Source organism: Dactylosporangium sp. NPDC050688 (genome assembly GCF_040654515.1).
Taxonomy (GTDB): Bacteria; Actinomycetota; Actinomycetes; order Mycobacteriales; family Micromonosporaceae; genus Dactylosporangium.
The window spans coordinates 1-23,793 of the sequence record NZ_JBFAIC010000089.1 but is presented as its reverse complement, the minus strand read 5'-3'; the positions used below and the strand labels follow the sequence as shown (position 1 = coordinate 23,793).

Genomic DNA, 23,793 nt, shown 5'->3' with positions numbered 1-23,793 from the left:
TTCGGCGGATCCGTCATTCGTCCCGCAACCGCGGCCCGCGTGTCAACGACGCGCGGGTGAGATCGGTCTCGCGGCGGCGGGATTCCACCGGCGCCGGGCCGGGCCGGTGGCGCACGTCACCGGCCGCGAGCGTGGTGCGTCACCGCCCGTCGGCGGGCGCGGCAGGGCGCAGGGGCGCGGTCGCCAGGGCACGGATGCCCTCGGACGGGTGGACGCGGGCCTCGAAGCCGAGGTCCCGGCGGGCGAGGCCGGCCGAGGCGACGATGTGCCGGACGTCGCCGGCCCGGTGCTCGCCGGTCACGACGGGGACCGGGCCGCCCATCGCGTCAGCCAGGGCGGCGGCCATGGCGGCGATGGTGATCGGGTGACCGGAGGCGACGTTGTACGGCCGGAAGCCGGGCACCGCGGTGGCGCCGGCGGCCAGGACGTTGGCCCGGGCGACGTCCTCGACGTGGACGAAGTCGCGGCGCTGGGCGCCGTCCTCGAAGACGCGCGGCGCCCGGCCGGCCTCCAGCGCGGAGCGGAAGATCGCCGCGACGCCGCTGTACGGCGTGTCGCGGGGCATGCCGGGGCCGTAGACGTTGTGGTACCGCAGGGCGACGACACCGCCGTCGCAGGCGGCCGCCCACGCCGCGGCGAGGTGCTCCTGCGCGGTCTTCGTGGCGGCGTACACGCTGCGGGGGCGCAACGGCGCCGCCTCGCCGACCTCGCCCGGGACGAGCGCGGCGCCGCACGCGGGGCAGGGCGGGTCGAACCGGCCGGCGGCCAGGTCGGCGCGGCGGCGCGGGGCCGGCTCGACGGGTCCGTGCCGCGGGCAGGCGTAGGCGCCTTCGCCGTACACGACCATCGAGCTGGCCAGGACCAGCCGGCGCACCCCCGCGCGGGCCATACCGGCGAGCAGGACCGCGGTGCCCAGGTCGTTGCAGCCGACGTACGCCGGCAGGTCGGCCAGGTCGACGCCCATGCCGACCATCGCGGCCTGGTGCACGACGACGTCGGCACCGGTGAGCGCCCCGGCGACCGCGCCGGCGTCGCGGACGTCGGCCCGCACGACGCCGTCGGGGACCGGGTCGCCGCCGGCGTGCGCGGCGGGGTGCAGGCTGTCGAGCACGACGGTGTCGTGGCCGGCGGCGCGCAGTGCGGTGACGACGTGCCGGCCGATGAACCCGGCGCCGCCGGTGACGAGGATGCGCATGGGCTCAACGTAGGAGCGCCGGGGCGCCGCGACCGGCCACGTTCGCACCTCGTAATGGTTGGTTCGCGGCTCGTAAGATCTTGCTTCCAAGATCACGCGTAGCGTCCGGATCGTGCCAGATGTCGTTCTGCCCTGCCTCAACGAGGCCGCCGCGCTGCCCTGGGTGCTGGCCCGGATGCCGGCCGGCTACCACCCGATCGTCGCCGACAACGGCTCGACCGACGGCTCCGCCGCGATCGCCGCCGCGCACGGCGCGACGGTCGTCACCGCGGCGCCGCGCGGATTCGGCGCCGCGGCGCACGCCGGCCTGCGGGCCGCGACCGCCGACGTCGTGTGCTTCATGGACGCCGACGGCTCGTTCGACCCGCGCCAGCTGCCCCGCGTCGCCGGTCCCGTCGCCGGCGGCGACGCCGACCTGCTCCTCGGCCGGCGCCGGCCGACCACGCGCGGCGCCTGGCCCCTGCACGGCCGGGCGGGCAACGCCGTGGTGGCGTGGCGGCTGCGCCGTACCGCCGGCGTGCCGGTGCACGACCTGGGGCCGATGCGCGCGGCCCGCCGGGAGGCGCTGCTCGCCCTGGACCTGACCGACCGGCGCTTCGGCTACCCCCTCGAGATGGTGGTGCGCGCCGCCGCCGCGGGCTGGCGCGTCGCCGAGGTCGACGTCGACTACGCGCCGCGCGCCGCGGGCGGCCGGTCGAAGGTGACCGGCACCGTCGCCGGCACGCTGCGCGCCGTGCGGGACATGAGCCGGGTGCTGGCCCGGTGAGCGCGCCGCCGGTACAGCTGCTGCTGCTCGCGAAGGCACCCGTGCCGGGCCGGGTGAAGACCCGGCTGTGTCCACCGTGGACACCCGAGCAGGCGGCGGGCGTGGCGGCGGCCGCGCTCGCCGACACCGTGGACGCGCTCACCGCGACGCCCGCGGTGGCCCGCACGCTCGTGCTCGACCACGGGGAGGGCACCGGCGCCGCGCCGCCCGGCTGGCGCCTGGCCGCCCAGCGCGGCGGGCCGCTCGGCGAGCGGATCGCGGCCGCGTACCTGGACACCGCGCTGCCCGGCGTCGCGTCGCTGCTCGTCGGCATGGACACCCCGCAGCTGACGCCGGCCCATCTCGGCGCCGCCGCCGCGCTCCTGGCCGGCACGGACGCGGTCCTGGGCCCCGCGTGGGACGGCGGCTGGTGGCTGCTCGGGCTGCGCGACCCGCGCGCCGGGGGCGCGGTCACCGGCGTACCGATGTCGACGGCCCGCACCGCCGCCGACACGGTCACCGCGCTGCGCGGGCGCGGCCTGTCCGTGGCGAGGACCGCGACGCTGCGCGACGTGGACACCGTCGCCGACGCGGTCGCCGTCGCGGCCGCCGGCCCGCGCGGCCGCTTCGCCCGGCTCGTCGCGGGCCTGCCCGCCGGAGCGGCACGGTGACCGCCCCGGCGGTCGTCTACGGTGCGGCGCTGCGCCGCGCCGCCCGCGGCGAACCGGCCCGGCTGCGCCTCGTCGACCGGCACGGCGCCGACGTCCGCCCGGTCGACCCGCTCGCCTGGTGCGACGGCGTGCGCCCGGGCGACGGCACGCTGCTGGACCGGTGCCCGGGCGCCACCGTCGACCTCGGCTGCGGACCGGGCCGGCTCACCCGGGCGCTCGCCGCGGCCGGCCGCCGCGTGCTCGGGGTCGACGCCAGCGCGCAGGCCGTCCGGCTCGCCCGCCGGCACGGCGTCGCCGTCGCGCACCAGGACCTGTTCGCGCCCCTGCCCGACGAGGGCCGCTGGGACCACGCGCTGCTCGCCGACGGCAACATCGGCATCGGCGGCGACCCGGAGCTGCTGCTGCGCCGGTGCCGGGCGCTGCTGTCACCCACCGGCACGGTCCTGGTCGAGCTCGACCCGCCGGGCGCCGGCACCTGGCGGGGCCGACTCGCGCTGGCCGGGCCCGGGCGCACCAGCACCCCGTTCCCGTGGGCGTTCGTCGACGCGGACGCCGCCGCCGCGGTCGCGGCACGGGCCGCACTGCGGCTCGTCGAGTCCTGGACGGAGGCCGGCCGATGGTTCGCCCAGCTCGCCCGCTGAACATGGTGCGCACGGTGCAGCACCGGTTCACCGCCGCCCGCTCCACCCGGCTGACCGCGCAGCTCGGGCTGTGGCTGGCCGCGGCGTTCGCCGTCTGCTTCGTCACCGGCCTGCTCAGCCACGCGATCCAGCACCCTCCCGGCTGGTTCCACTGGCCGGCCCGCCCGGTCCAGCTGTACCGCATCACGCAGGGCCTGCACGTCGCCACCGGCCTCGCCTGCCTGCCGCTGCTCACCGCCAAGGTCTGGTCGGTCTACCCGCGGCTGTTCGCCTGGCCGGCGGTGCGCGGCCTGCCGCACGCCCTGGAGCGGGCCGCGGTCGGCCTGCTGTCCGCGGCCGCCGTGTTCGAGCTCGTCACCGGGCTGCTGAACATCGCGTACTGGTACTCCGTGATGCCGTTCGGGTTCCTCGGCGCCCACTACTGGACGGCGTGGCTGCTCGCCGGCGCCCTGCTGCTGCACGTCGCGGCCAAGCTGCCGCTGCTGCGGCGCGCCCCGGACCCCGCGGCGCCGGCCGAGCCGGGCGGCTGGACCCGCCGGGGCGTGCTCGCCCTCGCCGGCTCGGCCGCCGGGGTCGTCACGGTCGCGACCGCCGGGCAGACGGTCCGGCCACTGCGGCACCTGTCGGTCCTCGCCCCGCGGGTGCCCGGGGTCGGCCCGCAGGGCGTACCGGTGAACAAGACCGCCGCGGCCGCCGGCGTGACCCGCGCGGACGGCGCATACCGGCTGATCCTCACCGGGCCGGGCGGCACGCACGCGCTGAGCCTCGCCGACCTGACCGACCTGCCGCAGGTGACGGCCGACCTGCCGATCAGCTGCGTCGAGGGCTGGAGCGCCGGGGCGTCCTGGCAGGGCGTGCGCGTCGCCGACCTGCTGCGCCTCGTCGGCGCCGGCGGGCTCGACCTGCCGGTCACCGTCGAGTCGCTGCAGCGGTCCGGCCCGTACCGCACGTCGACGCTGGAGGCGGCCGTGGCCCGCGACCCGCTGACCCTGCTCGCGCTGCGGATCGGCGGCGCGCCGCTGCACCTGGACCACGGCTACCCGTGCCGGCTCATCGCCCCCAACCGCCCCGGCGTCCTGCAGACCAAGTGGGTCGCCGCGCTCACCGTGGGCCCCCGGTGACCGCGGCCCGGGTCGCCCTGGCCGTCGCCGGGCTCGCGCTGCTCGGCTACGGCCTGCACGGCTGGCTCACCGAACAGCCCGGCGAGGTGACCGGCCGGGTGGTGTTCCTCGCGGCCGGGGTCGCCGCCCACGACCTCGTCGCCCTGCCGCTGGTCCTGACCGCCGGTGCGCTGACGGCCCGGTTCGTGCCGCCGGCCGCCCGGATCCCGGTCCAGGCCGCGCTGGCGGTCAGCGCCACGGTGACCGTGGTGGCGCTGCCGTTCGTGATCGGCGCCGGCCGGGTCGCCGACAACCCGTCGGCATTCCCCCGCGCCTACGGGCCCGGCCTGCTGTGGGTGCTCGCCGTCGTCTGGCTCGCCGCGGCGGTGTGGGCGGCGCTGCGGGTGCGGCGCCCCCGTCCGCGGGAGGACCGGTGATCCGGCGGGCCGCCGCGACCGGCTGCCTCGTCGCGACCGCGGCCCTGCTGCTGCTCCCCGGCCGCTGGTACCTGCTGGCCTGGCTGCCGTTCGGGCTCGGCGCGTGGCAGGTGCTGCGACTGGACCGTCGCGCCGCGTTCGCGCTGATCGCCACCGGCGGCGTCCTGCTGCCCCTCATCGCCGCCCGCCAGCCCCCGACCAGCAGCGACGACATGTACCGCTACGTCTGGGACGGCCGCGTCCAGCTCGCCGGCGTCGACCCGTACCGGTACCCGCCGTCCGCTCCGCAGCTGGAGCCGCTGCGCGACGACTTCCTCTGGCCGGACGCGGCGAACTGGTGCGTCCCGAGCGGCTGCACCCTGATCAACCGGCCGGACGTGCCGACGATCTACCCGCCGGTCGCCGAGGCCGTGTTCGTGGCCGTCGCGGTGCTGTCCCCCGGCACGGCGCGGGAGCGGCCGATGCAGCTGACGATGGCGGCGTTCGCGGCCGGGGTCGGGCTGCTGCTCTGGTACGCGCTGCGCCGCCTCGGCCGGGACCCGCGCCGGGCGGTGCTGTGGGCCTGGTGCCCGCTCGTCGCCCTGGAAGCGGGCAACAACGCGCACGTGGACGTGGTCGCCGCCGGGCTCGCCGCCGCCGCGCTGTGGCAGCTGGCGGGCCACCCCGGGACCCGCCGGGCCGTCGCCGGCGGCGTGCTGCTCGGCCTCGCCGTCGCCACCAAGCTCACCCCCGCCCTGCTCGGGCCGGCCCTGCTGCGCCGCCGCCCGGTCGCCGTCGCGGTGAGCGCGGCGGCCGCGGTCACCGTCGTGTACCTGCCGCACGTGCTCGCCGCCGGGCCCGCCGTCCTCGGCTACCTGCCCGGGTACCTGCACGAGGAGGGCTACGCCGACGGTGCCCGCTTCGCGCTGCTCGGCGCCGTCCTGCCGCCGGCCCTGGCCGCCCCGGCCGCCGCCTGCGTCCTGGCCGGGCTCGCCCTGCTGACCTGGCGCACGGCCGACCCTGACCGGCCGTGGCACTCGGCCGCCACCATGGTCGGCGGCGCGCTGCTGGTCACCGCCCCGAGCTACCCGTGGTACGCGACGCTGCTGGTCATGCTCGTCGCCTTCGGCGCGCCGGCCGAGTGGCTGGCCGTCGCCGCGGCCGGGTACGTCGCCCAGTTCGCCCCGGAGCTCGGCCTCACCGTCCACGCCGGGCAGCTGCTCGGCTACCCGGCAGCGCTCGCCGCGGTGCTGGCCGGCCTGGCCGTCCGGCACGGCCGCGCCCGCGCACCAGCCACCGCGGCGGCGCCGTAGGCTCAGCGCATCAGGTCAAGCAGGTCGCGGCAGGTCCGCTCGGCCTCCCGGCAGGCCGTGGCGCAGATGCGGCAGTGCTCGTGCGTCTGCGCGTGCCGGTCGCACTCGTCGGCACATGCCGCGCAGGCCATCGTGCACGCCTCCAGCAGGGAGCGGCTGATGTTGGCGTCGTAGCCGGTGTGCCGCGACAGCACCCGGGCGGTCGCCGCGCAGATGTCGGCGCAGTCGAGGTTGGTGCGGATGCACTTGGTCAGCTCGGCGACCATCCCCTCGCTCAGGCACGCGTCGGCACACGCCGTGCACGCCTCGCTGCATGCGATCAGCGCGTCGATCGCCCTGCCCAGGACGGCGCGGTCCAGGTTGATCGGCTGCGGGTACGTCTCCAACATCGGCATCGTCGTCGCGGTCACGGCGGCGGCCTCCTTCCGGTCGGTGTCGCTTCCCGCGCTACCCCGTCCGGCCGGGTTCAAGCCAACGGACACCGCCGGGACGTCCGGGCGGCGCTTCTTTCGAAAACGATTGCCCAGTTCCGGCGGCTGGCTTGTGATTGGCACCGTAGACCCCGCACCCCTGCCGAGCGGCCTCGCGGCCGGCTTCGGCGAGTAACCACACACACGAGGGGACAAACGCATGAACGCCGGTGTCATCCGCAACCCTGTCCTGCCCGGATTCCATCCGGACCCGTCGATCCTGCGCGTCGGGGACGACTACTACCTGGCCACCTCCACGTTCGAGTGGTATCCGGGTGTCCGGCTGCACCACTCCCGTGACCTGGTGCACTGGCGGCCGATCGGCGGCGCGCTGGACAGCGCCCGCCTGCTGGACATGACCGGCAACCCGGACTCCGGTGGGATCTGGGCGCCGTGCCTGTCCTACGCCGACGGGCTGTTCCACCTGATCTACACCGACGTGAAGTCGTACTCCGGGTTCTGGGACACCCCGAACTACCTGGTGACGGCCCCGACGATCGACGGTCCATGGTCGCACCCGGTGCCGCTGCACGCCCGCGGGTTCGACCCGTCGATGTTCCACGACTGCGGACCGGACGGCGACGGGCGCAGCTGGCTGCTGTCGAACCGGACCGACTGGCGCCCCGGGCGGCCGTGGGCCGACGGCATCATCATCCAGGAGTACGACCGGGCCGCCCGCAGCCTCGTCGGCGAGCCCGTCGACCTCTACACCGGCACCGCGGCCGGCATGACCGAAGGCCCGCATCTGTACAAGCGGGACGGCTGGTACTACCTGGTCACCGCGGAGGGCGGCACCGAGTGGTTCCACCAGGCGACGGTCGCCCGGTCACGCGACGTCCTGGGCCCGTACGAGACCGATCCGGACACGCCGCTCATCACGTCGGTGCACCGGCCGGATCTCGCGCTGCAGAAGGCCGGGCACGGCAGCCTCGTGGACACCCCGGCCGGCGAGTGGTTCTTCGCCCATCTCACCGGGCGGCCGCTCAGCCCGCGGGGTCGCTGCATCCTCGGCCGGGAGACCGCGATCCAGCGGGTGCGGTGGACCGAGGACGGCTGGCCACGCATCGACGGCGGCGTGCCGCACGAGGAGGTGCCCGGTCCCGACCTGCCGGCCCACCCGTGGCCGGCGGAGCCGGAGACCGACGACTTCACCGGCCTCGCGCTCGGCCCGCACTGGAGCACCCTGCGCCGCCCCGCCACCAACGACTGGGTGACGTCGCACGCCCGCCCCGGGCACCTGCGCGTCCACGGTGGGCGCTCACCCGGGGCGTACAGCGGGGAGAGCCTCGTCGCCCGCCGCATCCAGCACCTGCGCGCGACGTTCGAGGTCACCGTCGAGTTCCGTCCGGGCGACCTCCAGCACATGGCCGGCATCACCGCCTACTACAACAGCCGCAACTGGTACTTCCTGCGCGTCACCCGGGATGAGCGCGGCACCGTCGCCGACGTCCTGTCCAGAGACCGCGGCCGGGTCACGATGCACGGCCCGGCGGTCCCGGTCGACGGGCCGGTCCGGCTCCGCCTGGACCTCGACGGGGATCTGCTGCGCGCCTCGTACGGCGACGTCGAGTGGGGCCCGTTCGACGCCGGCATCCTGTCCGACGAGCACGCCCGCGAGTTCGACGGCGGGACGGCCCGCGCGTGGGGGTTCACCGGCGCGTTCTTCGGCCTGTGGGTGCAGGACCTCTCCGGCGGCGGCCTGTCCGCCGACTTCTCCGCCGCCACCTACAAGGCGCAGCCGTGACCAGCCGGCGGACACCAGGCAAAGCCGCGAACCGGGCCGCGGCCGGCGACGGCGCGGTGCGGCTGGTCGGTGCGCCGCTCAACGACACGCCCAGCGACTTCCGTCGATCTTCCGCATCTGCCTACATTGCTCCCCTGTACCTCGTCTGTACCTCGTCGACGAAAGGGGAGAACACATCGTGGTGTCTCGCTCGGTTCGCAGACTCCTGGGCGCGGCGACCGCCGCGGTCCTGGCCGGGTCGATCGGACTGGCGGAGCCGGCGCACGCCGGATCCACCGTCAGCACACCGAAGCAGCTGACCAAGGCGGTGACGCTGCCCGGCGTCCTGCGGCACCTGCTGGCGTTCCAGGTGATCGCCGATCTCAACGGCGGCAACCGCGCGTCCGGCACCGCCGGGCACCGGCGCAGCGCCGACTACGTGGCGACCCTGCTGCAGCACGCCGGGTACCAGGTCACCCGGCAGCCCTTCCAGTTCAACTTCTGCGAAGAGACCAGCTCGTCGTTCGCGCAGACCGCGCCGGCGCCGGCCACGTACGTGGAAGGCACCGACTACGACGTCATGACCTGCTCCGGTTCCGGCGACGTCACCGCGTCGGTCGTGCCGGTCGACCTGAACCTGGTCGCGCCGCGCACCGCCGTCACGTCGGGCTGCGAGGCGGCCGACTTCACCGCCGCCGTGGTCGGCAAGATCGCGCTGATGCAGCGCGGCGGCTGCCCGTTCGGCGCGAAGGTCGCCAACGCCGAGGCGGCGGGCGCGGTCGGCGCGATCGTGATGAACCAGGGCAACGGCGACCCGGTCACCGCACCGGACCGGTACTCGCTGCTGCTGGGCACCCTCGGCGCACCGGTCGGCATCCCGGCGGTCGGCGTGTCCTACAGCACCGGTGAGGCGTTCTCCGCGACGCCGGGCCTGACCGTACACCTGGCGACGGAGACGACCGCGGAGATCCGCGACACCGAGAACGTCATCGCGGAGTCGAAGACCGGGCGGGCCGACAGCGTCGTCATGGCCGGCTCGCACCTGGACTCCGTGCCCGAGGGCGCCGGCATCAACGACAACGGCAGCGGCAGCGCCGCCCTGCTCGAGGTCGCCCTGCAGATGGCCCGCACCAAGCCGGTGAACAAGGTCCGCTTCGCCTGGTGGGGTGCGGAGGAGGCGAGCCTCGTCGGTTCGACGTTCTACGTCAACAGCCTCACCCCGCAGCAGCAGGCCCAGATCAAGCTGTACCTGAACTTCGACATGGTCGCCTCGCCCAACTACCAGTTCGGCGTGTACGACGGCGACGACTCCGCGGCCCAGGGTGCGGGCCCCGGCCCGGCCGGCTCCGCGCAGATCGAGGCGCTGTTCGAGGCGTTCTTCGCCTCGCGCGGCCAGGCGACGAACCCGGCGGACTTCACCGGCCGCTCCGACTACGGCCCGTTCATCGCCGCCGGCGTCAACATCCCCGCCGGTGGGCTGTTCACGGGCGCCGAGGTCATCAAGACCGCGGCCGACGTCGCCAAGTTCGGCGGGATCGCCGGCGTCGCGTACGACCCGTGCTACCACAAGGCGTGCGACGACCTGTTCCGCGTCACGCAGAAGGGCGGCGACGCGGCGCTCTACGCCCAGCTGCGCGGCCAGTACACCCTGGTCGGCAACATCAACGTGTTCGCGCTCGACACGAACGCCGACGCGATCGCGACCGCGGTGATCACGTACGCCTTCAACACGTCGAGCATCCCGCCCCGCACCACGACCACCACGGCTGCCAGGTCGGCCCCGGCCGGCAACCAGACACTGCAGTGAACCGCCCGGCTTGGCACCGGAGCCATCCGGTGCCAAGCTGAGCCACCTTTCGTTGACTGTGGCACATTCATGTGCCACAGTGGTGCCATGGACCTGAACCCGTACGTGGCCTCACTCGGTCGCGAGCTGCTGACGGCCGCGGAGGCCGGAGGCCGCGACGACGCCGCCCTGGTCGAGCGGCTCACGGTGGCGATGGAGCCGGCGATCCGGCTCGCGATGCTCGAAGCCCTGTCGGCCGCCGCGGACGAGATCACCCGGGACCTCGCGCCCGGCTCGGTGCAGGTGCGCCTGCGCGGCCGCGACCCCGAGTTCGTCGTGACGGTCCCCCAGCCGGAGCAGCCGCGCGACGACAGCGCCGGCGCGGCACCGGCCGACGACCCCGCGACCGCCTTCGAGGACGGCGCCACCGCCCGCATCAACGTCCGCCTGCCGGAGCAGCTCAAGGCCGCCGTCGAGGAGGCCGCCGGCCGGGAGGGCCGCTCCGTCAACGCCTGGCTGGCCCGCGCCGCCGCGGCCGCGCTGCGCGGCGCCGAGCGCGAGACCGCCGCCGGCTGGCGCGGCAAGCCCGGCCCGCAGCGCTACACCGGCTGGGCCCGGTAACCGTCCTTCCTGCCCGCCACCCGTTTCCGAGGGGATCACCATGCCTGTCTACGCCACCCCGGCACCGATCACCGTCACGCTCGAGCTGTCCGTCGGTGAGGTGCAGCTCGTCGCGAGCGACCGCACCGACACCGTCGTGGAGGTGCGCCCGGTCGACGAGCGCGACGACTCCGACGTGCTGGCCGCCGAGCAGACCCGCGTCGACTACGCCAACGGCACCCTCACGGTGCGCGGGCCGAAGCACCGGCTGTTCGACTTCTCCAAGCGGACCAGGTCCGTCGCCGTGCGCGTCGAGCTGCCCGCCGGGTCCGCGGTGCACGGCGACCTGACCGCCGGTGACGTGCACAGCAGCGGTGTGCTCGGCGAGTGCCGGTTCAAGACGTCGGTGGGGCACCTCCGGCTGGACCGGACCGGGCCGGCCCGGCTGGAGACCGTCGGGCACATCACGGTCGAGGCGATCGGCGGCGCCGCGGACATCGCCACCGGCAGCGGCGACGTCCGCATCGGCGAGGTCGGCGGCGCCGCGGCCGTCAAGAACTCCAACGGCAGCACCGACATCGGCACCGTCGCCGGCAACCTGCGGGTGCGCGCGGCCAACGGCGCGATCACCGTCGAGCGGGCCGACGCCGGCGTGGACGCCAAGTCCTCCAACGGCACGATCCGCGTCGGCAGGGTCGCGCGCGGCCAGGTCTCGCTGCAGACCGCGGCCGGCGACCTGGAGGTCGGCATCGCCGCCGGCACCGCCGCGTGGCTGGATGTGAAGACCGGGCACGGGCGGGTCCGCAACGGGCTGGACGACCTCGGCCAGGCGCCGGCGAAGTCCGAGGAGACCGTCGAGGTCCGCGCGCACACGTCCTTCGGCGACATCACCGTCCACCGCGTCTGACCGGCCCGGCCCGGAACGGACACCACCGGCATCAACGCGGTCCTATTGTTTGAGCAGCGCCGACACAGAGGGGGAATCAGATGTTCGGCTGGCTCGGAAGGTTCGTCGTCCGCAGGGCATGGTGGGTGATCATCGGCTGGCTGGTCGCCTCGGTCGCGATCATCGGCCTGTCGCCGTCGCTGACCGACATCACGTCGGCGGAGCAGAGCGACTTCCTGCCCTCCAAATATGAGTCCGTGCAAGCGATCCAGCTCGCGCAGGGCGCGTTCGCCCAGCAGGCGACCGCGAGCGCGCTCATCGTCGTCAAACGCACCGACGGCGCGGCACTGTCCGATGCGGACAGTGCCGCGGTCACCCAGCTGGCGGACAAGCTCAAGGCCCGCGGCATCGCCCGCACCGAGGGCTACGCCACCGGCCCGCAGGCGGTCGCGCCGGACAGGTCGATCCAGCTCGTCAACGTCGGCCTGAAGGCCGACTCGCCGGGTGACCCGGCACTGCTGGACGCGATCCGTACGCTGCGCACCTCGCTCGCCGACGACCTCAAGGGCACCGACCTCTCCGCCCGCGTCGGCGGCGACGTCGCGTCGTACGTGGACAACGAGGACACGTTCAACAGCGCCTTCGCCATCGTCGGCGCCGCCACCGTCATCCTCATCATCGGCCTGATCCTGGTCATCTTCCGCAGCCCGATCGCGGCCCTGCTGCCGATCATCGTGGTCAGCATCGTCATGGCGGTGACCACCGGCATCATCGCGATCGTCGGCAAGGCCCTGGACTGGAACGTCGGGCAGGACCTGCAGACGATCCTGCTGATCGTGCTCTACGGCATCGGCACCGACTACATCCTGTTCCTGCTGTTCCGGTACCGCGAGCGGCTGCGCGCCGGCGACGACAAGCAGACCGCGATGGTCGTCTCGGTACAGCGGGTCGGCGAGGTCATCGCCTCGGCCGCCGGCGCGGTCGTGGTCGCCTTCCTGGTGCTGCTGCTGGCCTCGCTCGGGTTCTTCGGCTCGCTCGGCCCCGGCCTGGCGATCGCCGTCGGCGTCATGCTCATCACGTCGCTGACCCTCATCCCGGCGCTGGTCTCCAAGCTCGGCCGGTTCGTGTTCTGGCCGTCCAAGGCGTGGCAGCACCAGCCGAAGGCGACGATCTCCCGCAAGCTGGGCACGCTCGTCGGCCGCCGGCCGGCCCTCGTCGCGGCGCTGTCCGGTCTCGTCCTGCTCGCGCTGGCCGCCGGCACCCTGTCGTACAAGGCCGACTACGACTTCAGCGCCGGCTTCCCGCAGGACACCGAGTCGGCGCTGGCCCAGGCCGACCTGGGCCGGGCGTTCGCGGCCGGCGCCGCCCAGCCCACCGAGGTGTACCTCACCACCACCGACGGCACGCCGCTCAACCAGCAGGCGGTCGAGGAGTTCGCGGCGGCGGCCAAGGGCGGCCCCGGCGTCGGCCAGGTGCGCCAGGCTGTGCCCGGCTCCAGGCCCGACGTGGTGCGCATCGACGTGCTGCTGAACATCAACCCGGTGTCCAACCAGGCGATCGAGCTGGTCCGCGGCGACCTGCGCGACTACCTGCACGCGAAGGCACCGGCCGGCACCAAGGCCCTGGTCGGCGGCACGACGGCGGTGTTCGCCGACATCAACACGGCCAACAACCGCGACCTGTCGGTGATCCTGCCGGTGGCCGCCGCCCTGATCGCGATCATCCTGGCCCTGCTGCTGCGCAGCCTCGTCGCACCGGTCTACCTGGTGGTCGCGGTGCTGCTGAACTTCGCCGCGACGCTCGGCGCCACGGTGTACGTGTTCCAGGGCTTCCAGGGCAAGCCGGGCGTCACCTTCCAGCTGCCGATCATCCTGTACCTGTTCGTCGTCGCGATCGGCACCGACTACAACATCCTGATGATCGCCCGGCTCCGCGAGGAGGCCCGCGAAGGCAAGGAACCCCGCGAGGCGGCGGCGCTCGGCGTCGAGCACGGCGGCCCGACGGTCGCCGCGGCCGGCCTGATCCTCGCCGGCACGTTCGGCGTCCTGATGCTGGCGCCCATCTCGTTCCTGCAGCAGATGGGGTTCGCGGTGGCGATCGGCATCGTGCTGTCGGCGTTCGTCATGTCGTTCTTCTTCGTGCCGGCCTTCACCGCACTCATCGGCCACGCCGCCTGGTGGCCCGGCCATGGCGACCGGGCACCGGTCCCCCACCAGCCGGCGGCCGGGCCGGTCACCCTGGAGAAGGAGCCCGACCCGACCGCCCCGTGACAGCACCACGCCCCGACGGCCTGGCCGCCTCCCGCGGCCGGGCCGCCGCGCGCCGGCGCCGTGAAGAGGTCAGCCGGGCCGTCGAACAGGGCATACCCGCGGGCCGAGGCCGCTCTGGCATCGGCGCTGCGCGCCGTCGCCGGCCTGAGCTGACGACCCGGGTTTCGTTCACGGGACGAACACGATGCGCTCGTCCGTCGACGCGGCGGTCCAGGTCCGCGACACCTCGGCGAGGGGCACGGCGCGGGCCCGCACGTCGATCTCACCGCGGGTGACGGCGGCGGCGAGGGCCGGCAACTCCTCGAGGAAGTGCCGGGCGGGCACGGAGCCGATGCCGCTGCCGACGAGTTGGAGGCGGGCGGCGCGCAGGGCGGCGGACGGGACGGGTGCCGTATGGCCGGCCAGCGACCCGATCTGGATCCAGGTGAGCGGTGCGCCGCGGTCGGTGCGGGCGGTGAGCATCGGAATCATGGCGTCCGCGGACGGTTCGCCCCACACGTAGTCGATGACGACGTCGGCGTCGGCCGCCCGCTCGACCTGGTCGAAGGTGACGGTCTGGTCGGCGCCGAGGGCCGGCAGGGCGGCCAGGCGGTCAGGGTCGCGGCCGGCGGCGGTGACGTGCGCGGCGCCGAGCAGCTTGGCGATCTGGACCGCCATCCGGCCGGCGTTGCCGGTGGCGCCGAGGATGAGCACGCGCCGGCCGGGCGGGAAGTCGATGCGGCGGCGCAGCGCGACCCAGGAGGACATCGCCGGGTTCATCGCGGCGGCGATCCGGACCGGGTCGATCCCGTCGGGCAGCACGACGCTGCGCCGCTCGTCGATGACCGTACGGTCGGCGAACGTCCCGAGCGGGGTGTCGTCGAGCGCCGCGTACCGCAGCCGGCCGTGCGCGTCGCGGACGACGGCGTCGGCGCCGGGGACGAGCGGCAGCGCGCCGGTGCTGGAGTAGTGCGAGCCGTTCGCCTTGGACCGGGTCAGGTGGTGCAGGCCGGCGGCGAGCACGTCGACGACCAGGTCGTGCTCGCCGGCCGCGACGGGCTCGGGGTGCTCGCGATAGCTCGGTGGGGCGTCGAACGCGGTGATGACGGCAGCACGCATGGCTGGCCTCCCAGAAGAAGTAGTTTGTAGTACCAACTAAATCCAGAATGGATGGTAATACCAACGATGTCAACTAGGATGGGTGGCATGACCGCTGAACCGCTGGCGGAGGCGCTCGTCCTCAACGCCTTCCAGGTGATGGGCGTGCTCACCCGCACCGGCGCCGAGCACGACCTGTCGCTGACCCAGCTGCGGGTCCTCGGCATCCTGCGCGACCGCCGGCTGCGCGTGACCGAGTTGGCCGCGTACCTGGGCCTGGACAAGTCCACGATGTCCGGCCTCATCGACCGCGCCGAACGCCGTGGCCTGCTGGCCCGTGACAAGAACCCCGACGACCGCCGGGCCGTCGACGTCTACATCACCGACGCCGGCCAGCAGCTCGCCGCCCGCCTGCAGGAGCAGATCCAGCGGGCGCTCATGCCCATGATCGACCGCCTGGACGCCGCGCAGCAGCGGCGGCTGACCGAGCTGCTCGACGCCGCCTCGCCCCCGGACCGCACCGCGGCGGCGGTACTGTCACCGCGTGCTGATCGCGCTGGGTGAGCAATGGTCGCAGCTGGACGTCGCCGGACGGGCGGCGTGGCGGCACGACCCGAGCGGCGTGCTGTTCCGGCTGGTGCCGGGCGGCACGTTCCGCATGGGCCTGTCCGACGGGGAGGTCGCGGCGCTGCACGGCATCGCGGAGCGCGGGGAGAGCCTCGCCGCCCACGAGGAGTTCGAGGTGTCGCCGCGCGACGTCGACGACGCGCGGCCGGTCCGCGAGGTGACCGTCGGGCCGCTGCTGCTGGCCCGCCACCCGCTCACCGTCGCGCAGGTGCGGCACTGGCTGCCGGACTACAGCGACGACTACGCCGAGGACGACGGCGTCGCCGCCCGGATGGAGGGTGAGCTGCACGACCTGCTCGCGGTGCTGCCGTTCCGGCTGCCGACCGAGGCCGAGTGGGAGTACGCGGCACGCGCCGGCACGACCACGCTGACCCACCGCGGGGACCACGTGCCCGACGAGGCGGAGCTGCTGGAGCGGTTCGTGGCCGAGGACCGCGTCGCGGCGAGCGAGAACGTGTTCGGCCTGGCCGCGATGGGCTCGCTCGGCGAGCTGTGCGAAGACGTGTACGTGCCCGGGTACGACGGCGCGCCCGTGGACGGCACCGCCCGCACCGGGCCGGGCCGCCGGGTGGTCCGGGGCGGCGCCGCCGACCTGAGCCCGTGGCAGGGCTGCAACGAGTGGATGCTCATGCTGTCGGCCGCCCGCGGCTCGCACGACATGTTCGCCGCCGTGCGCCCCGCGCTGGACCTGCCGGCCGCCGCCCGGTAGCACGGCGCGCCGAGGTGTGAAGCCGGCGCACGGGGGGATGAGGAGACCGCGGGCCCGGCGCCTGAGGTGCCCTGTCAGTACCTGTCTCGGCAGACACTCCCCGCCGGGGTCCGGCCGGGGTTTGCTGGGTGTCGTGGCGCGCCACGGCCGCGGCCCACCACGACGCGACCGAGAGGAATCACCTCATGCGAGGAGCAGTGCTGTACGCGCCCGGCGACGTGCGCGTCGAGCAGCGGCAGGACCCCAGGATCGAGCATCCGACCGACGCCGTCATCCGGCTCGCCGCGACGTGCGTGTGCGGGTCGGACCTGTGGCCGTACCGGGGCATCGAACCGGTGGGCAAGCCCTCGCCGATGGGGCACGAGTACGTCGGCGTCGTCGAGGAGGTCGGCGGCGACGTCCGGATCGTCAAGCCGGGGCAGTTCGTGGTCGGTTCGTTCTTCGCCTCGGACAACACGTGTGAGATCTGCCGGGCCGGTTACCAGTCCTCCTGCGTGCACCGCGAGCCGGTCGGCGCGCTCGGCGCCCAGGCCGAGCGGCTGCGGGTGCCGCTCGCCGACGGGACCCTGGTCGCCACCCCGGAGGCGCCGCCGGAGGATCTCGTGCCGGGGCTGCTGGCCACCTCCGACGTGCTGGGCACCGGCTGGTTCGGCGCCGTCGCCGCCGAGGCCGGTCCCGGCAAGACCGTGGCGGTGGTCGGTGACGGGGCCGTCGGCCTGCTCGGCGTCCTCGCGGCCCGGCAGCTCGGCGCGGAGCGGATCATCGCGATGAGCCGGCACGCGGACCGGCAGAAGCTGGCCATGCACTACGGGGCGACCGACATCGTCACCGAGCGCGGCGACGAGGGCGTCGCCCGGATCAAGGACCTCACCGGCGGGCTCGGCGCGCACTCGGTCATCGAGGCGGTCGGCACCCAGGAGTCGATGATGCAGGCGATCCGCGCCACCCGCCCCGGCGGGCACGTCGGCTATGTCGGCGTCGCCCACGACGTCGAGCTGCCCGGTGCGGAGCTGTTCTTCTCCCACGTGCACCTGCACGGCGGGCCCGCTCCGGTGCGCCGGTTCCTGCCCGACCTCATCGACCTGGTCCTTGAGCGCCGCATCGACCCCGGTCTCGTCTTCGACCTGGAGCTGCCGCTCGACGAGGCCGCCGAGGGGTACCGGGCCATGGACGAGCGGCGCGCGATCAAGACGCTGCTGCGGCCCTGAGGGCCGGGCGAAACCGTCGCGGTGCGCCACCGCACCAACTACGCTCGGCATCGACCGGATCATCCGGCGAACTGCGCGCCGACAGATCGCGCATCTGACATGCGCGATTTTGCAGCTATGCTGAGCTGCGATTATGTCATCGCGATGGCGATTTGAGGGCGTCGTTGAGGAGGTTGCGCGCACCACGGATGGGCGATCGCTGCTAGCGTGCGGGGTGCCTGGCGACAGCGCCAAGGTGCACCGGGCGGGTAGCGAAGGGGTTTAGGACGTGTGTGGGATCGTCGCCGCATTGCCGGACTACAGTGTCCAGCTCGAGGAGGTCACCGCAGCCCAGCTGCTGGACAGCCTGCCCGAGCCACCGACCGCCGACCCCGCCGCCGCGGCTGAGCACGCCGGCCTGACCGGCCTGCTGGACCTGCTGGTCAAGGAGCTCGGCACCGCCGTCACGCTGTTCACCGCGCCGACCGGCTGCTACCGGCTGACCGCCGACGCCGACCTGCGCACCCGGGTGCAGGACCGTGTCGACGCGCACACCGCATGGCTCGACGGGCTCGACCGCGGCCTCGACGAGGGCGGCCACCTGCTGGACCCCGAGCAGCTCGAGGCGGTCCAGCGGCGCGCCGGGCAGGCCCGCGACCTGCTGTGGACCATCGCCAACGACCGGGTCCAGGTCGCGCTGCGGGTCAGCCGGCTCGCCCGTGGCGCGCTCACCAACGTCAACGTCGGCCGCGCCTGCCTCGCGATCGACGCGACCCTGGAGGCGATCGACCGCCTGGAGGTGCGCGGGCGCGACTCCGCCGGCCTGCAGGTCTGGGTGACCCTCGACGAGCAGGACCGGGCCACCGCCGCGGGCATCACCGGGCGCACCGACCCCGGCTACGGCCACACCGCCGTCACGCTGCTGGAGACCGGCCTGACCCTGGTGTACAAGCGGGCCTCGATCATCGGCCGGCTCGGCGACAACGTCGCGTTCCTGCGCGCCGCGATCGAGGCCGACGACGCCCTGCACACGGTCCTCGCGCTGCCCAGCGCGCGGGTCACGGTCCTCGCGCACACCCGGTGGGCGAGCGTCGGACGCATCAGCGAGGCCAACGCGCACCCGGTGGACAGCACCACGCGTGCCCACGGCGGCTCCGGCTACGCGACGGCCGTGCTCAACGGCGACATCGACAACCACCTGGACCTGCGCGAGACCCTGGAGCTGCCGGTCGACGAATCCGGCATCACCACCGACGCCAAGGTCATCCCGGTGATGCTGCGCCGCGAGATCGACGCCGGCGGCGACCCGGTGCGCGCGTTCGCCGCCTCCATCCGCCGGTTCCACGGCTCGTTCGCCATCGCCGCGCAGAGCGACGCGGACCCCGACCGGCTGCTGCTCGGTGTCCGGGGCAGCGGTCAGGGGCTCTACGTCGGGTTCGCCCCGGCCTGCTTCCTCGTCGCCAGCGAGGTGTACGGCCTGGTCGGCTGGACCGACCGCTACCTGCGGCTGGACGGCGCGGTCGTCGACGGCGACGGCGAGCACGGCACGGTCCTGGCCCTCAACCGCACCGGCGCCGGCACGCTCGCCGCCGTGGAGCGGTACACGGTGCTCGGCCGTCCCGTCCCGGTCGCCGAGGAGCACGTGTCGACCGCCGAGATCACCACCCGCGACGTCGCCCGCGGCCAGTTCGAGCACTACCTGGTCAAGGAGATCACCGAGGCGCCGTCGTCGTTCCGCCGCAGCCTCCGCGGCCGGATCGTCCCCGACGGCGAGCGGCTCACCACCGTGCTCGGCGAGGCGTCGTTCCCCCGCAGGCTGCGCGACCGGTTCGCCGCCGGCGAGATCACCGAGATCCTGCTCATCGGCCAGGGCACCGCCGCCGTCGCCTGCCGGGGCATCGCCAACGTCGTGCGCCCGCTGCTGCAGCCGGCGATCACCGTCGAGGCGATGCCCGCGACCGAGCTGTCGGCGTGGGGCCTGCGCCCCGACATGTCCACCGTGTGCGTCGTCGCGGTCAGCCAGTCCGGCTCCACCACCGACACCAACCGCGCCGTCGACATGGTACGGGCGCGCGGCGCGTCCGTGCTCGGCATCGTCAACCGGCGCGACAGCGACCTGGCGCACAAGAGCGACGGCGTGCTCTACACCTCCGACGGCCGCGACGTCGAGATGGCGGTCGCCTCCACCAAGGCGTTCTACTCGCAGGTCGCCACCGGCGCGGTGCTCGGCCTGCACATCGCCCGCGTCTGCGACCGGCTGGCGGGCGAGCTGGAGGACACGCTGCTGCACGCGCTGCTGGAGATGCCCAACCAGCTCGCCGAGCTGCGCGCCCTGGAGCCGGAGATCGCGCGGATCAGCGAGGTCGCGCTGCGGTATCCGCACTGGGCCGTGGTCGGCTCCGGCCCCAACCGGGTCGCCGCCGAGGAGGCCCGGATCAAGCTGTCCGAGCTGTGCTACAAGACCATGTCCACCGACGCGGTCGAGGACAAGAAGCACGTCGACCTGTCCGCCGAGGCGTTCATCCTCATCTGCGCGGCCGGCACGCCGCCGGGCCAGGTGCGCGACCTCGCCAAGGAGGTCGACATCTTCGCCGCGCACCGCAACGCCCCGGTCATCATCGTCGACGAGGGCATGGACGTGCCGTGGGCGACGCAGTGGGTCGTGCGGGTGCCGGCCGCACACCCGGTGTTCGCATGGATCCTCAGCACCGCCGCCGGGCACCTGTTCGCGTACCACACGGCGCGGGCGATCGACGCGAAGGCCGATCCGCTGCGCGGCGCGCTCGCGGCGCTGGAGCTGTCCGTCGACAGTGGCAAGGTCGCCCTCCAGGACATCGAACGCGCCTGCGCCGACCTGCACCCGTTCCTCGCCGACGCCGCCGAGGGCACCATGCGCGGCGTGCTGCCCAGCGACACCGCGCTGCGGCTGTCCGACGCGGCGCTGCTGCTGCGCCACGGCGGCTCCCTGGTCACCGCGCCGCGCGTCGCCGCCGACCCGGTCGACTTCACCCGCGCCCGCATCACCGCCGCCGTCGACGAGCTCACCCGCTCCATCGACTCCGTCAAGCACCAGGCCAAGACCGTCACCGTCGGCACCTCCCGCGGCGACTCCGACCTGGTCGACAACCCGCTGACCCGTGCGATCGCCGGCGTCGGCGCCGACCCGGCCACCATGAGCTACTCGGTCCTGGTGGCGCTGCGCGCCTTCGCCCGCGTCGTCGACCGCGTCGACGGTGCCACCCGGTACCAGCTCGGCTGGTCCCCGCAGCGCACCACGATCCGCGTCGTACGCCGGGCGGGGATCTCCGAGGGCCTGCCCAGCCGGGCCGGCGACGGCGCCGAGCTGAGCGGCTCCAAGCGGCTCGCCGTGCAGTCCCGCATGGTCCGGCTGGTCCGCGGCGCCCGCGACGGCCGTCTGGTCCTGCTCGTCCCCGAGCTGACCGGCGCCCGCATCAACGCCCTGACCCTGCTGCACGTCGGCCTGCACGACACCGCCGAGGCCACCCACCTCAGCGAGATCCTCGACGCCACCGGCACCCGCCTCGAGGAGATCCAGGCGACGGTGACCGAGCTGGACAGCCGCTTCGACGTCGACGCCTTGGCCAAGCTGCCGGTGGAGACCGTACTGCTGGCCCCGGTCGACGAGGTGGCCCGGTCACTGGCCGGTTCGGCCTGACCGTTTCGGAGTGGCCCCGGCGCGATGCGCCGGGGCCACTTTGCGTATCGGTGCAATGCGCCCGACGCGCTTGACTTGGCGATCACCGTCTTGTCCAGGTCGAAAAAGATGCGATCCGCCGCGACGCGTCGCGGACGGCCCGGGGAGGTCGCAGGGGCCGAAATTCTGTTGCCCTGCAGGCGATTGATGTCGGCCGGATCACGCAATCAGCAGGCGACAATCACCACCGGTTCGCACAGCGTGAAATATTGATCGGCGTTCTGGGCGCGTTGCAGGTCTACCGGACTCGCAATTTCGATGGCGCGCTGTTGTGATGAATGGACACCGAACGGGCCGCCGTTGCGAAGACCGGAGGGAACGACCCGTGCCATCCACTCGACGTGGGGGCGGCCGCCCCCAGCACGACCCTGCCCGAAGACCTCCGTCCGCCGCAGCGGAGTTCCTGCACGGTCCGTGGTTCGCCCTGACCTGCGTGCTCGGCGTCGTCGTCCTCATCGTGCTGCTGGGCACGACCGCGACCGACCCGGCGGCCGTGCTGACGGCACTGGCGGGCGTGCTCGCCGCGCTCGCCGTCCTCATCGGCGCCGCGGCACGCTTCCGCCGCTGACGCCCCCACGAAACGGCACCGCCCCCGGCCCACCCGCGGGTGGTGACCGTTACACGGCTGGAACGCGGCGGCGGAGGAGGCAGAACTCGTTGCCCTCGGGGTCGGCCAGGACGTGCCAGGACTCCTCGCCGGTCTGGCCGACGTCGGCGGGGCGGGCGCCGGCCGCGAGGAGCCGCTCCAGCTCGGCGTCCTGGTCGCGGTCGGTGGCGTTGACGTCGATGTGCAGGCGCAGCTTGCCGGTCTTGGGCTCGTCCGAGCGGCTCAGGATGATGGTCGGCTGCGGGCCGCCGAAGCCGGCGCCGGGTGGGCCGATCTCGATGTCGGCGCCCTCGCGGGACAGCTCGACGTAGCCGAGGACCTCGCACCAGAAGCGGGCCAGCAGCTCGGGGTCGCGGGCGTCCAGGACGAGCTCGGTGATTCGGCATGCCACGTCATCACCGTATCCGCCGCCGGCCCGGTCCGCGCGCCGTAAACCCACAGCGCCGTGAGCCCGCGCCGCTGCGGTCCGCGCGCCGCAAGCCCGCTCCGCCGCGGTCCGCAAACCTGCGCCGCCCCAAACCCACACCGTCGCAAACCTGCTCGGCCGCGGTCCGCGAACCGCAAGCCCGCTCCGCCGCAAACCCCACAGCACCGTAAGCCCGCGCCGCCGCGATCCGCGCCTCCGCGACCCGCATCGCGCCGCGCCGCAGTCAGCGCCGCGCGGGGGGTCAGGCGTCGGTGACGGGTTGCCGGAGGATGGTGCGCTGCTGGGCGGGGGCGACCTTCCGGAAGTCGCTGAGATAGATCTCGTGGTGCGTCCCGGCGAGGCGCAGCCCCTGGCCGGGGATGAACGAGTGGTGCAGGTGGGCGAGCACGCCGGCCTCGTCGTCGAACGAGCCCACGTGCAGCGTCTGCACACACCGGCCCTCGGACAGCGTCTCCAGGCGGATGTCGTCGAGGCGGGCCGGCCGCTGGCGACCGGCCCCGGCCTGCGCGACGGCGGCGGTGACCATCGGCTCGTCGATCCAGTCGGGGAGCATGAGCAGCAGCGTCCAATCCCACCGGGACTTGTCCCGCGCGGTGGTGAAGGCGTCCATGTCCTCGGCCCACCACAGGCCCTCCAGCGGCGGGACGACGTAGTCGCGGCCGAGGTCGCGTTTGCTGGCGAACTTCAGCTTGTATGCCACCGGGTAGAGCGCCGCGACCGCGTCGGCGAAGGCGGGTGACGTGTTCGGGTCGCCGTGGCCGTCGGCCGCGAGGTACCGCAGGTCGGGCACGTCGAGGATCCGGAACCGGCCGCGGGGCGCCTGGTAGGCGTCCAGGGTCCGCTTGAAGTCGATCTTGTCAGCCGGGCGCCGCGTAGCCTCCATGGAGGTATTGAACAGGGAGGCGGTGCCGCAGGGGCGTACCCGGGCCGGCGCCGACGAGACGCCCCGCGTGTGCGGCGATGGTACGGCTGGCGGCCGCCTCACACACGTCGGTGAACGGGTGCGGGCGGGCCACGGGCGGCCGGCTGACGACCCGGTCGGCAGCGGTGATGCCGTACAGGCGGCCGCCGAGCGTGGTCAGGGCCAGGCTGCCACCGGCGGCGCCGACCGGTCGCCAGGCGCCGGTGCCGAGCTCCAGGGCGGGCAGGTACCACAGGGTGTCGTCGGCGGTGCCGGCGAACAGGCCCGCGTCGCACAGGGCGAGGCAGCACGTGCCCGGCGGGGCGTCGGCCACGCCGGTCCAGGCGGGCGCGTCGAAGGCCGGGTCGCGGTACTGCAGACGGCCGCCGGCGGTGACCGCCCACAGGCCCTGCAGCATCGGCCCGGCCGCCTCCCGGGGCGAGGCGAGGCACAGCACGCCGGCCGCGTCGCCGATGCGCCGCCAGGGCAGGTTCTGCGCGCACGCCTCGCGGGTGAGCAGACCACCGTCGGCGGCGACGGCGTAGAACGCGCCGTCGCAGGTGGTGAGGGCCTGCAGCTCGGCGGGCGGCCCGATGACGGTCCAGCCATGACCAAAGAGCCCGGTGACCGTCCGGCCCTGATCGGATGGCCCGGGGCCGCGCCGCGCGGGCCGGCCCGCCACCGGCGCGCGCGGCGCGGGCCGGGCCGCCGCCGCCCCGGGCCCCGC

General features: G+C 74.4%; 21 protein-coding genes and 3 pseudogenes. 17 read left to right on the top strand and 7 right to left on the bottom strand.

Going from position 1 to position 23,793, the window contains the following annotated elements; genetic code table 11:
* Nucleotides 1-139: 139 nt before the first annotated feature.
* The gene (locus tag AB0H83_RS46275; protein ID WP_360108428.1) at nt 140-1,195 is read right to left on the bottom strand and encodes an NAD-dependent epimerase/dehydratase family protein; all 1,056 of its coding nucleotides are present in this window, start codon (nt 1,193-1,195) and stop codon (nt 140-142) included.
* 112 nt (nt 1,196-1,307) lie between these two features.
* On the opposite strand from AB0H83_RS46275, the gene AB0H83_RS46270 reads away from it, so the two are divergent.
* From AB0H83_RS46270 to AB0H83_RS46245, 6 genes are read left to right on the top strand one after another with little or no spacing between them, the layout of a single operon-like run.
* Entirely contained in the window at nt 1,308-1,961 is a 654-nt protein-coding gene (locus AB0H83_RS46270) for a glycosyltransferase family 2 protein (RefSeq protein ID WP_360108425.1), read from the top strand.
* On the top strand, nt 1,958-2,611 hold the full coding sequence (locus tag AB0H83_RS46265) for a DUF2064 domain-containing protein (protein WP_360108422.1): 654 nt from the start codon (nt 1,958-1,960) through the stop codon (nt 2,609-2,611). Before AB0H83_RS46270 ends, AB0H83_RS46265 begins: the two co-directional genes overlap by 4 nt.
* Nucleotides 2,608-3,252: a class I SAM-dependent methyltransferase gene (locus tag AB0H83_RS46260; RefSeq protein ID WP_360108419.1), complete on the top strand. Its 645-nt coding sequence runs from the start codon at nt 2,608-2,610 to the stop codon at nt 3,250-3,252. Before AB0H83_RS46265 ends, AB0H83_RS46260 begins: the two co-directional genes overlap by 4 nt.
* A complete protein-coding gene (locus AB0H83_RS46255) occupies nt 3,228-4,373 on the top strand; it encodes a molybdopterin-dependent oxidoreductase (RefSeq protein WP_360108416.1) in 1,146 nt (381 codons plus the stop codon). The genes AB0H83_RS46260 and AB0H83_RS46255 overlap by 25 nt, the downstream gene beginning before the upstream one ends.
* Complete coding sequence (locus AB0H83_RS46250; RefSeq protein ID WP_360108413.1) at nt 4,370-4,789, top strand: hypothetical protein; 420 nt, start codon at nt 4,370-4,372, stop codon at nt 4,787-4,789. The genes AB0H83_RS46255 and AB0H83_RS46250 overlap by 4 nt, the downstream gene beginning before the upstream one ends.
* Nucleotides 4,786-6,081, top strand: a complete 1,296-nt coding sequence (locus AB0H83_RS46245) for a glycosyltransferase 87 family protein (RefSeq protein ID WP_360108410.1) — start codon at nt 4,786-4,788, stop codon at nt 6,079-6,081. The genes AB0H83_RS46250 and AB0H83_RS46245 overlap by 4 nt, the downstream gene beginning before the upstream one ends.
* Nucleotides 6,082-6,083: 2 nt before the next feature.
* Here AB0H83_RS46245 and AB0H83_RS46240 read toward each other — a convergent pair whose 3' ends face one another.
* Nucleotides 6,084-6,491, bottom strand: coding sequence for a four-helix bundle copper-binding protein (locus AB0H83_RS46240; protein ID WP_360108408.1), 408 nt, complete (start codon nt 6,489-6,491; stop codon nt 6,084-6,086).
* A 220-nt stretch (nt 6,492-6,711) separates the two neighbouring features.
* Between AB0H83_RS46240 and AB0H83_RS46235 the strand changes: the two genes are divergently transcribed.
* From AB0H83_RS46235 to AB0H83_RS46210, 6 genes and pseudogenes are all read left to right on the top strand, one after another.
* On the top strand, nt 6,712-8,295 hold the full coding sequence (locus AB0H83_RS46235) for a glycoside hydrolase family 43 protein (protein WP_360108405.1): 1,584 nt from the start codon (nt 6,712-6,714) through the stop codon (nt 8,293-8,295).
* A gap of 559 nt (nt 8,296-8,854) precedes the next feature.
* Nucleotides 8,855-9,175: pseudogene (locus AB0H83_RS46230) on the top strand (PA domain-containing protein); the annotation flags it as partial.
* 81 nt (nt 9,176-9,256) lie between these two features.
* Nucleotides 9,257-9,976 (top strand): annotated as a pseudogene (locus AB0H83_RS46225) (M28 family peptidase); the annotation flags it as partial.
* 192 nt (nt 9,977-10,168) lie between these two features.
* A complete protein-coding gene (locus AB0H83_RS46220) occupies nt 10,169-10,681 on the top strand; it encodes a ribbon-helix-helix protein, CopG family (protein WP_360108402.1) in 513 nt (170 codons plus the stop codon).
* 40 nt (nt 10,682-10,721) lie between these two features.
* A complete protein-coding gene (locus AB0H83_RS46215) occupies nt 10,722-11,567 on the top strand; it encodes a DUF4097 family beta strand repeat-containing protein (protein WP_360108399.1) in 846 nt (281 codons plus the stop codon).
* 80 nt (nt 11,568-11,647) lie between these two features.
* On the top strand, nt 11,648-13,816 hold the full coding sequence (locus AB0H83_RS46210; RefSeq protein ID WP_360108396.1) for an MMPL family transporter: 2,169 nt from the start codon (nt 11,648-11,650) through the stop codon (nt 13,814-13,816).
* A gap of 168 nt (nt 13,817-13,984) precedes the next feature.
* Here AB0H83_RS46210 and AB0H83_RS46205 read toward each other — a convergent pair whose 3' ends face one another.
* Entirely contained in the window at nt 13,985-14,914 is a 930-nt protein-coding gene (locus AB0H83_RS46205) for a zinc-binding alcohol dehydrogenase family protein (RefSeq protein WP_360108393.1), read from the bottom strand.
* Between the two features lie 87 nt (nt 14,915-15,001).
* Here AB0H83_RS46205 and AB0H83_RS46200 point away from each other — a divergent pair, with 87 nt between their 5' ends.
* From AB0H83_RS46200 to AB0H83_RS46185, 4 genes are all read left to right on the top strand, one after another.
* The gene (locus AB0H83_RS46200; protein ID WP_360108390.1) at nt 15,002-15,457 is read left to right on the top strand and encodes a MarR family transcriptional regulator; all 456 of its coding nucleotides are present in this window, start codon (nt 15,002-15,004) and stop codon (nt 15,455-15,457) included.
* The gene (locus AB0H83_RS46195; RefSeq protein ID WP_360108387.1) at nt 15,438-16,229 is read left to right on the top strand and encodes an SUMF1/EgtB/PvdO family nonheme iron enzyme; all 792 of its coding nucleotides are present in this window, start codon (nt 15,438-15,440) and stop codon (nt 16,227-16,229) included. Before AB0H83_RS46200 ends, AB0H83_RS46195 begins: the two co-directional genes overlap by 20 nt.
* A 185-nt stretch (nt 16,230-16,414) precedes the next feature.
* Nucleotides 16,415-17,437: a zinc-dependent alcohol dehydrogenase family protein gene (locus AB0H83_RS46190; protein ID WP_360108384.1), complete on the top strand. Its 1,023-nt coding sequence runs from the start codon at nt 16,415-16,417 to the stop codon at nt 17,435-17,437.
* A 289-nt stretch (nt 17,438-17,726) separates the two neighbouring features.
* The gene (locus AB0H83_RS46185) at nt 17,727-21,092 is read left to right on the top strand and encodes an SIS domain-containing protein (RefSeq protein ID WP_360108381.1); all 3,366 of its coding nucleotides are present in this window, start codon (nt 17,727-17,729) and stop codon (nt 21,090-21,092) included.
* Nucleotides 21,093-21,298: 206 nt separating this feature from the next.
* Here the strand turns inward: AB0H83_RS46185 and AB0H83_RS46180 are convergent, their stop codons facing one another.
* A complete protein-coding gene (locus tag AB0H83_RS46180; protein WP_360108378.1) occupies nt 21,299-21,463 on the bottom strand; it encodes a hypothetical protein in 165 nt (54 codons plus the stop codon).
* On the opposite strand from AB0H83_RS46180, the gene AB0H83_RS46175 reads away from it, so the two are divergent.
* Nucleotides 21,457-21,699, top strand: coding sequence for a hypothetical protein (locus tag AB0H83_RS46175; protein ID WP_360108375.1), 243 nt, complete (start codon nt 21,457-21,459; stop codon nt 21,697-21,699). The two genes, AB0H83_RS46180 and AB0H83_RS46175, sit on opposite strands and share 7 nt — an antisense overlap.
* A gap of 49 nt (nt 21,700-21,748) precedes the next feature.
* Here the strand turns inward: AB0H83_RS46175 and AB0H83_RS46170 are convergent, their stop codons facing one another.
* The 3 genes and pseudogenes from AB0H83_RS46170 to AB0H83_RS46160 form a co-directional block, all read right to left on the bottom strand.
* A complete protein-coding gene (locus tag AB0H83_RS46170) occupies nt 21,749-22,129 on the bottom strand; it encodes a VOC family protein (RefSeq protein WP_360108372.1) in 381 nt (126 codons plus the stop codon).
* 277 nt (nt 22,130-22,406) lie between these two features.
* Nucleotides 22,407-23,048 carry a GyrI-like domain-containing protein gene (locus AB0H83_RS46165; RefSeq protein ID WP_360108370.1) on the bottom strand — a complete coding sequence of 214 codons (642 nt, stop codon included), beginning with the start codon at nt 23,046-23,048 and terminating at the stop codon, nt 22,407-22,409.
* Nucleotides 23,023-23,793 (bottom strand): annotated as a pseudogene (locus tag AB0H83_RS46160) (hypothetical protein); the annotation flags it as partial. The gene AB0H83_RS46165 and the pseudogene AB0H83_RS46160, both read right to left, overlap by 26 nt.

Bases quoted from the DNA above. Each gene is read 5' to 3' on its own strand.
- AB0H83_RS46275 (WP_360108428.1), bottom strand. From the start codon at position 1,195: ATGCGCATCCTCGTCACCGGCGGCGCCGGGTTCATCGGCCGGCACGTC.
- AB0H83_RS46255 (WP_360108416.1), top strand. From the start codon at position 3,228: ATGGTTCGCCCAGCTCGCCCGCTGAACATGGTGCGCACGGTGCAGCAC.
- AB0H83_RS46235 (WP_360108405.1), top strand. From the start codon at position 6,712: ATGAACGCCGGTGTCATCCGCAACCCTGTCCTGCCCGGATTCCATCCG.
- AB0H83_RS46220 (WP_360108402.1), top strand. From the start codon at position 10,169: ATGGACCTGAACCCGTACGTGGCCTCACTCGGTCGCGAGCTGCTGACG.
- AB0H83_RS46215 (WP_360108399.1), top strand. From the start codon at position 10,722: ATGCCTGTCTACGCCACCCCGGCACCGATCACCGTCACGCTCGAGCTG.
- AB0H83_RS46210 (WP_360108396.1), top strand. From the start codon at position 11,648: ATGTTCGGCTGGCTCGGAAGGTTCGTCGTCCGCAGGGCATGGTGGGTG.
- AB0H83_RS46205 (WP_360108393.1), bottom strand. From the start codon at position 14,914: ATGCGTGCTGCCGTCATCACCGCGTTCGACGCCCCACCGAGCTATCGC.
- AB0H83_RS46200 (WP_360108390.1), top strand. From the start codon at position 15,002: ATGACCGCTGAACCGCTGGCGGAGGCGCTCGTCCTCAACGCCTTCCAG.
- AB0H83_RS46190 (WP_360108384.1), top strand. From the start codon at position 16,415: ATGCGAGGAGCAGTGCTGTACGCGCCCGGCGACGTGCGCGTCGAGCAG.
- AB0H83_RS46180 (WP_360108378.1), bottom strand. From the start codon at position 21,463: ATGGCACGGGTCGTTCCCTCCGGTCTTCGCAACGGCGGCCCGTTCGGT.
- AB0H83_RS46165 (WP_360108370.1), bottom strand. From the start codon at position 23,048: ATGGAGGCTACGCGGCGCCCGGCTGACAAGATCGACTTCAAGCGGACC.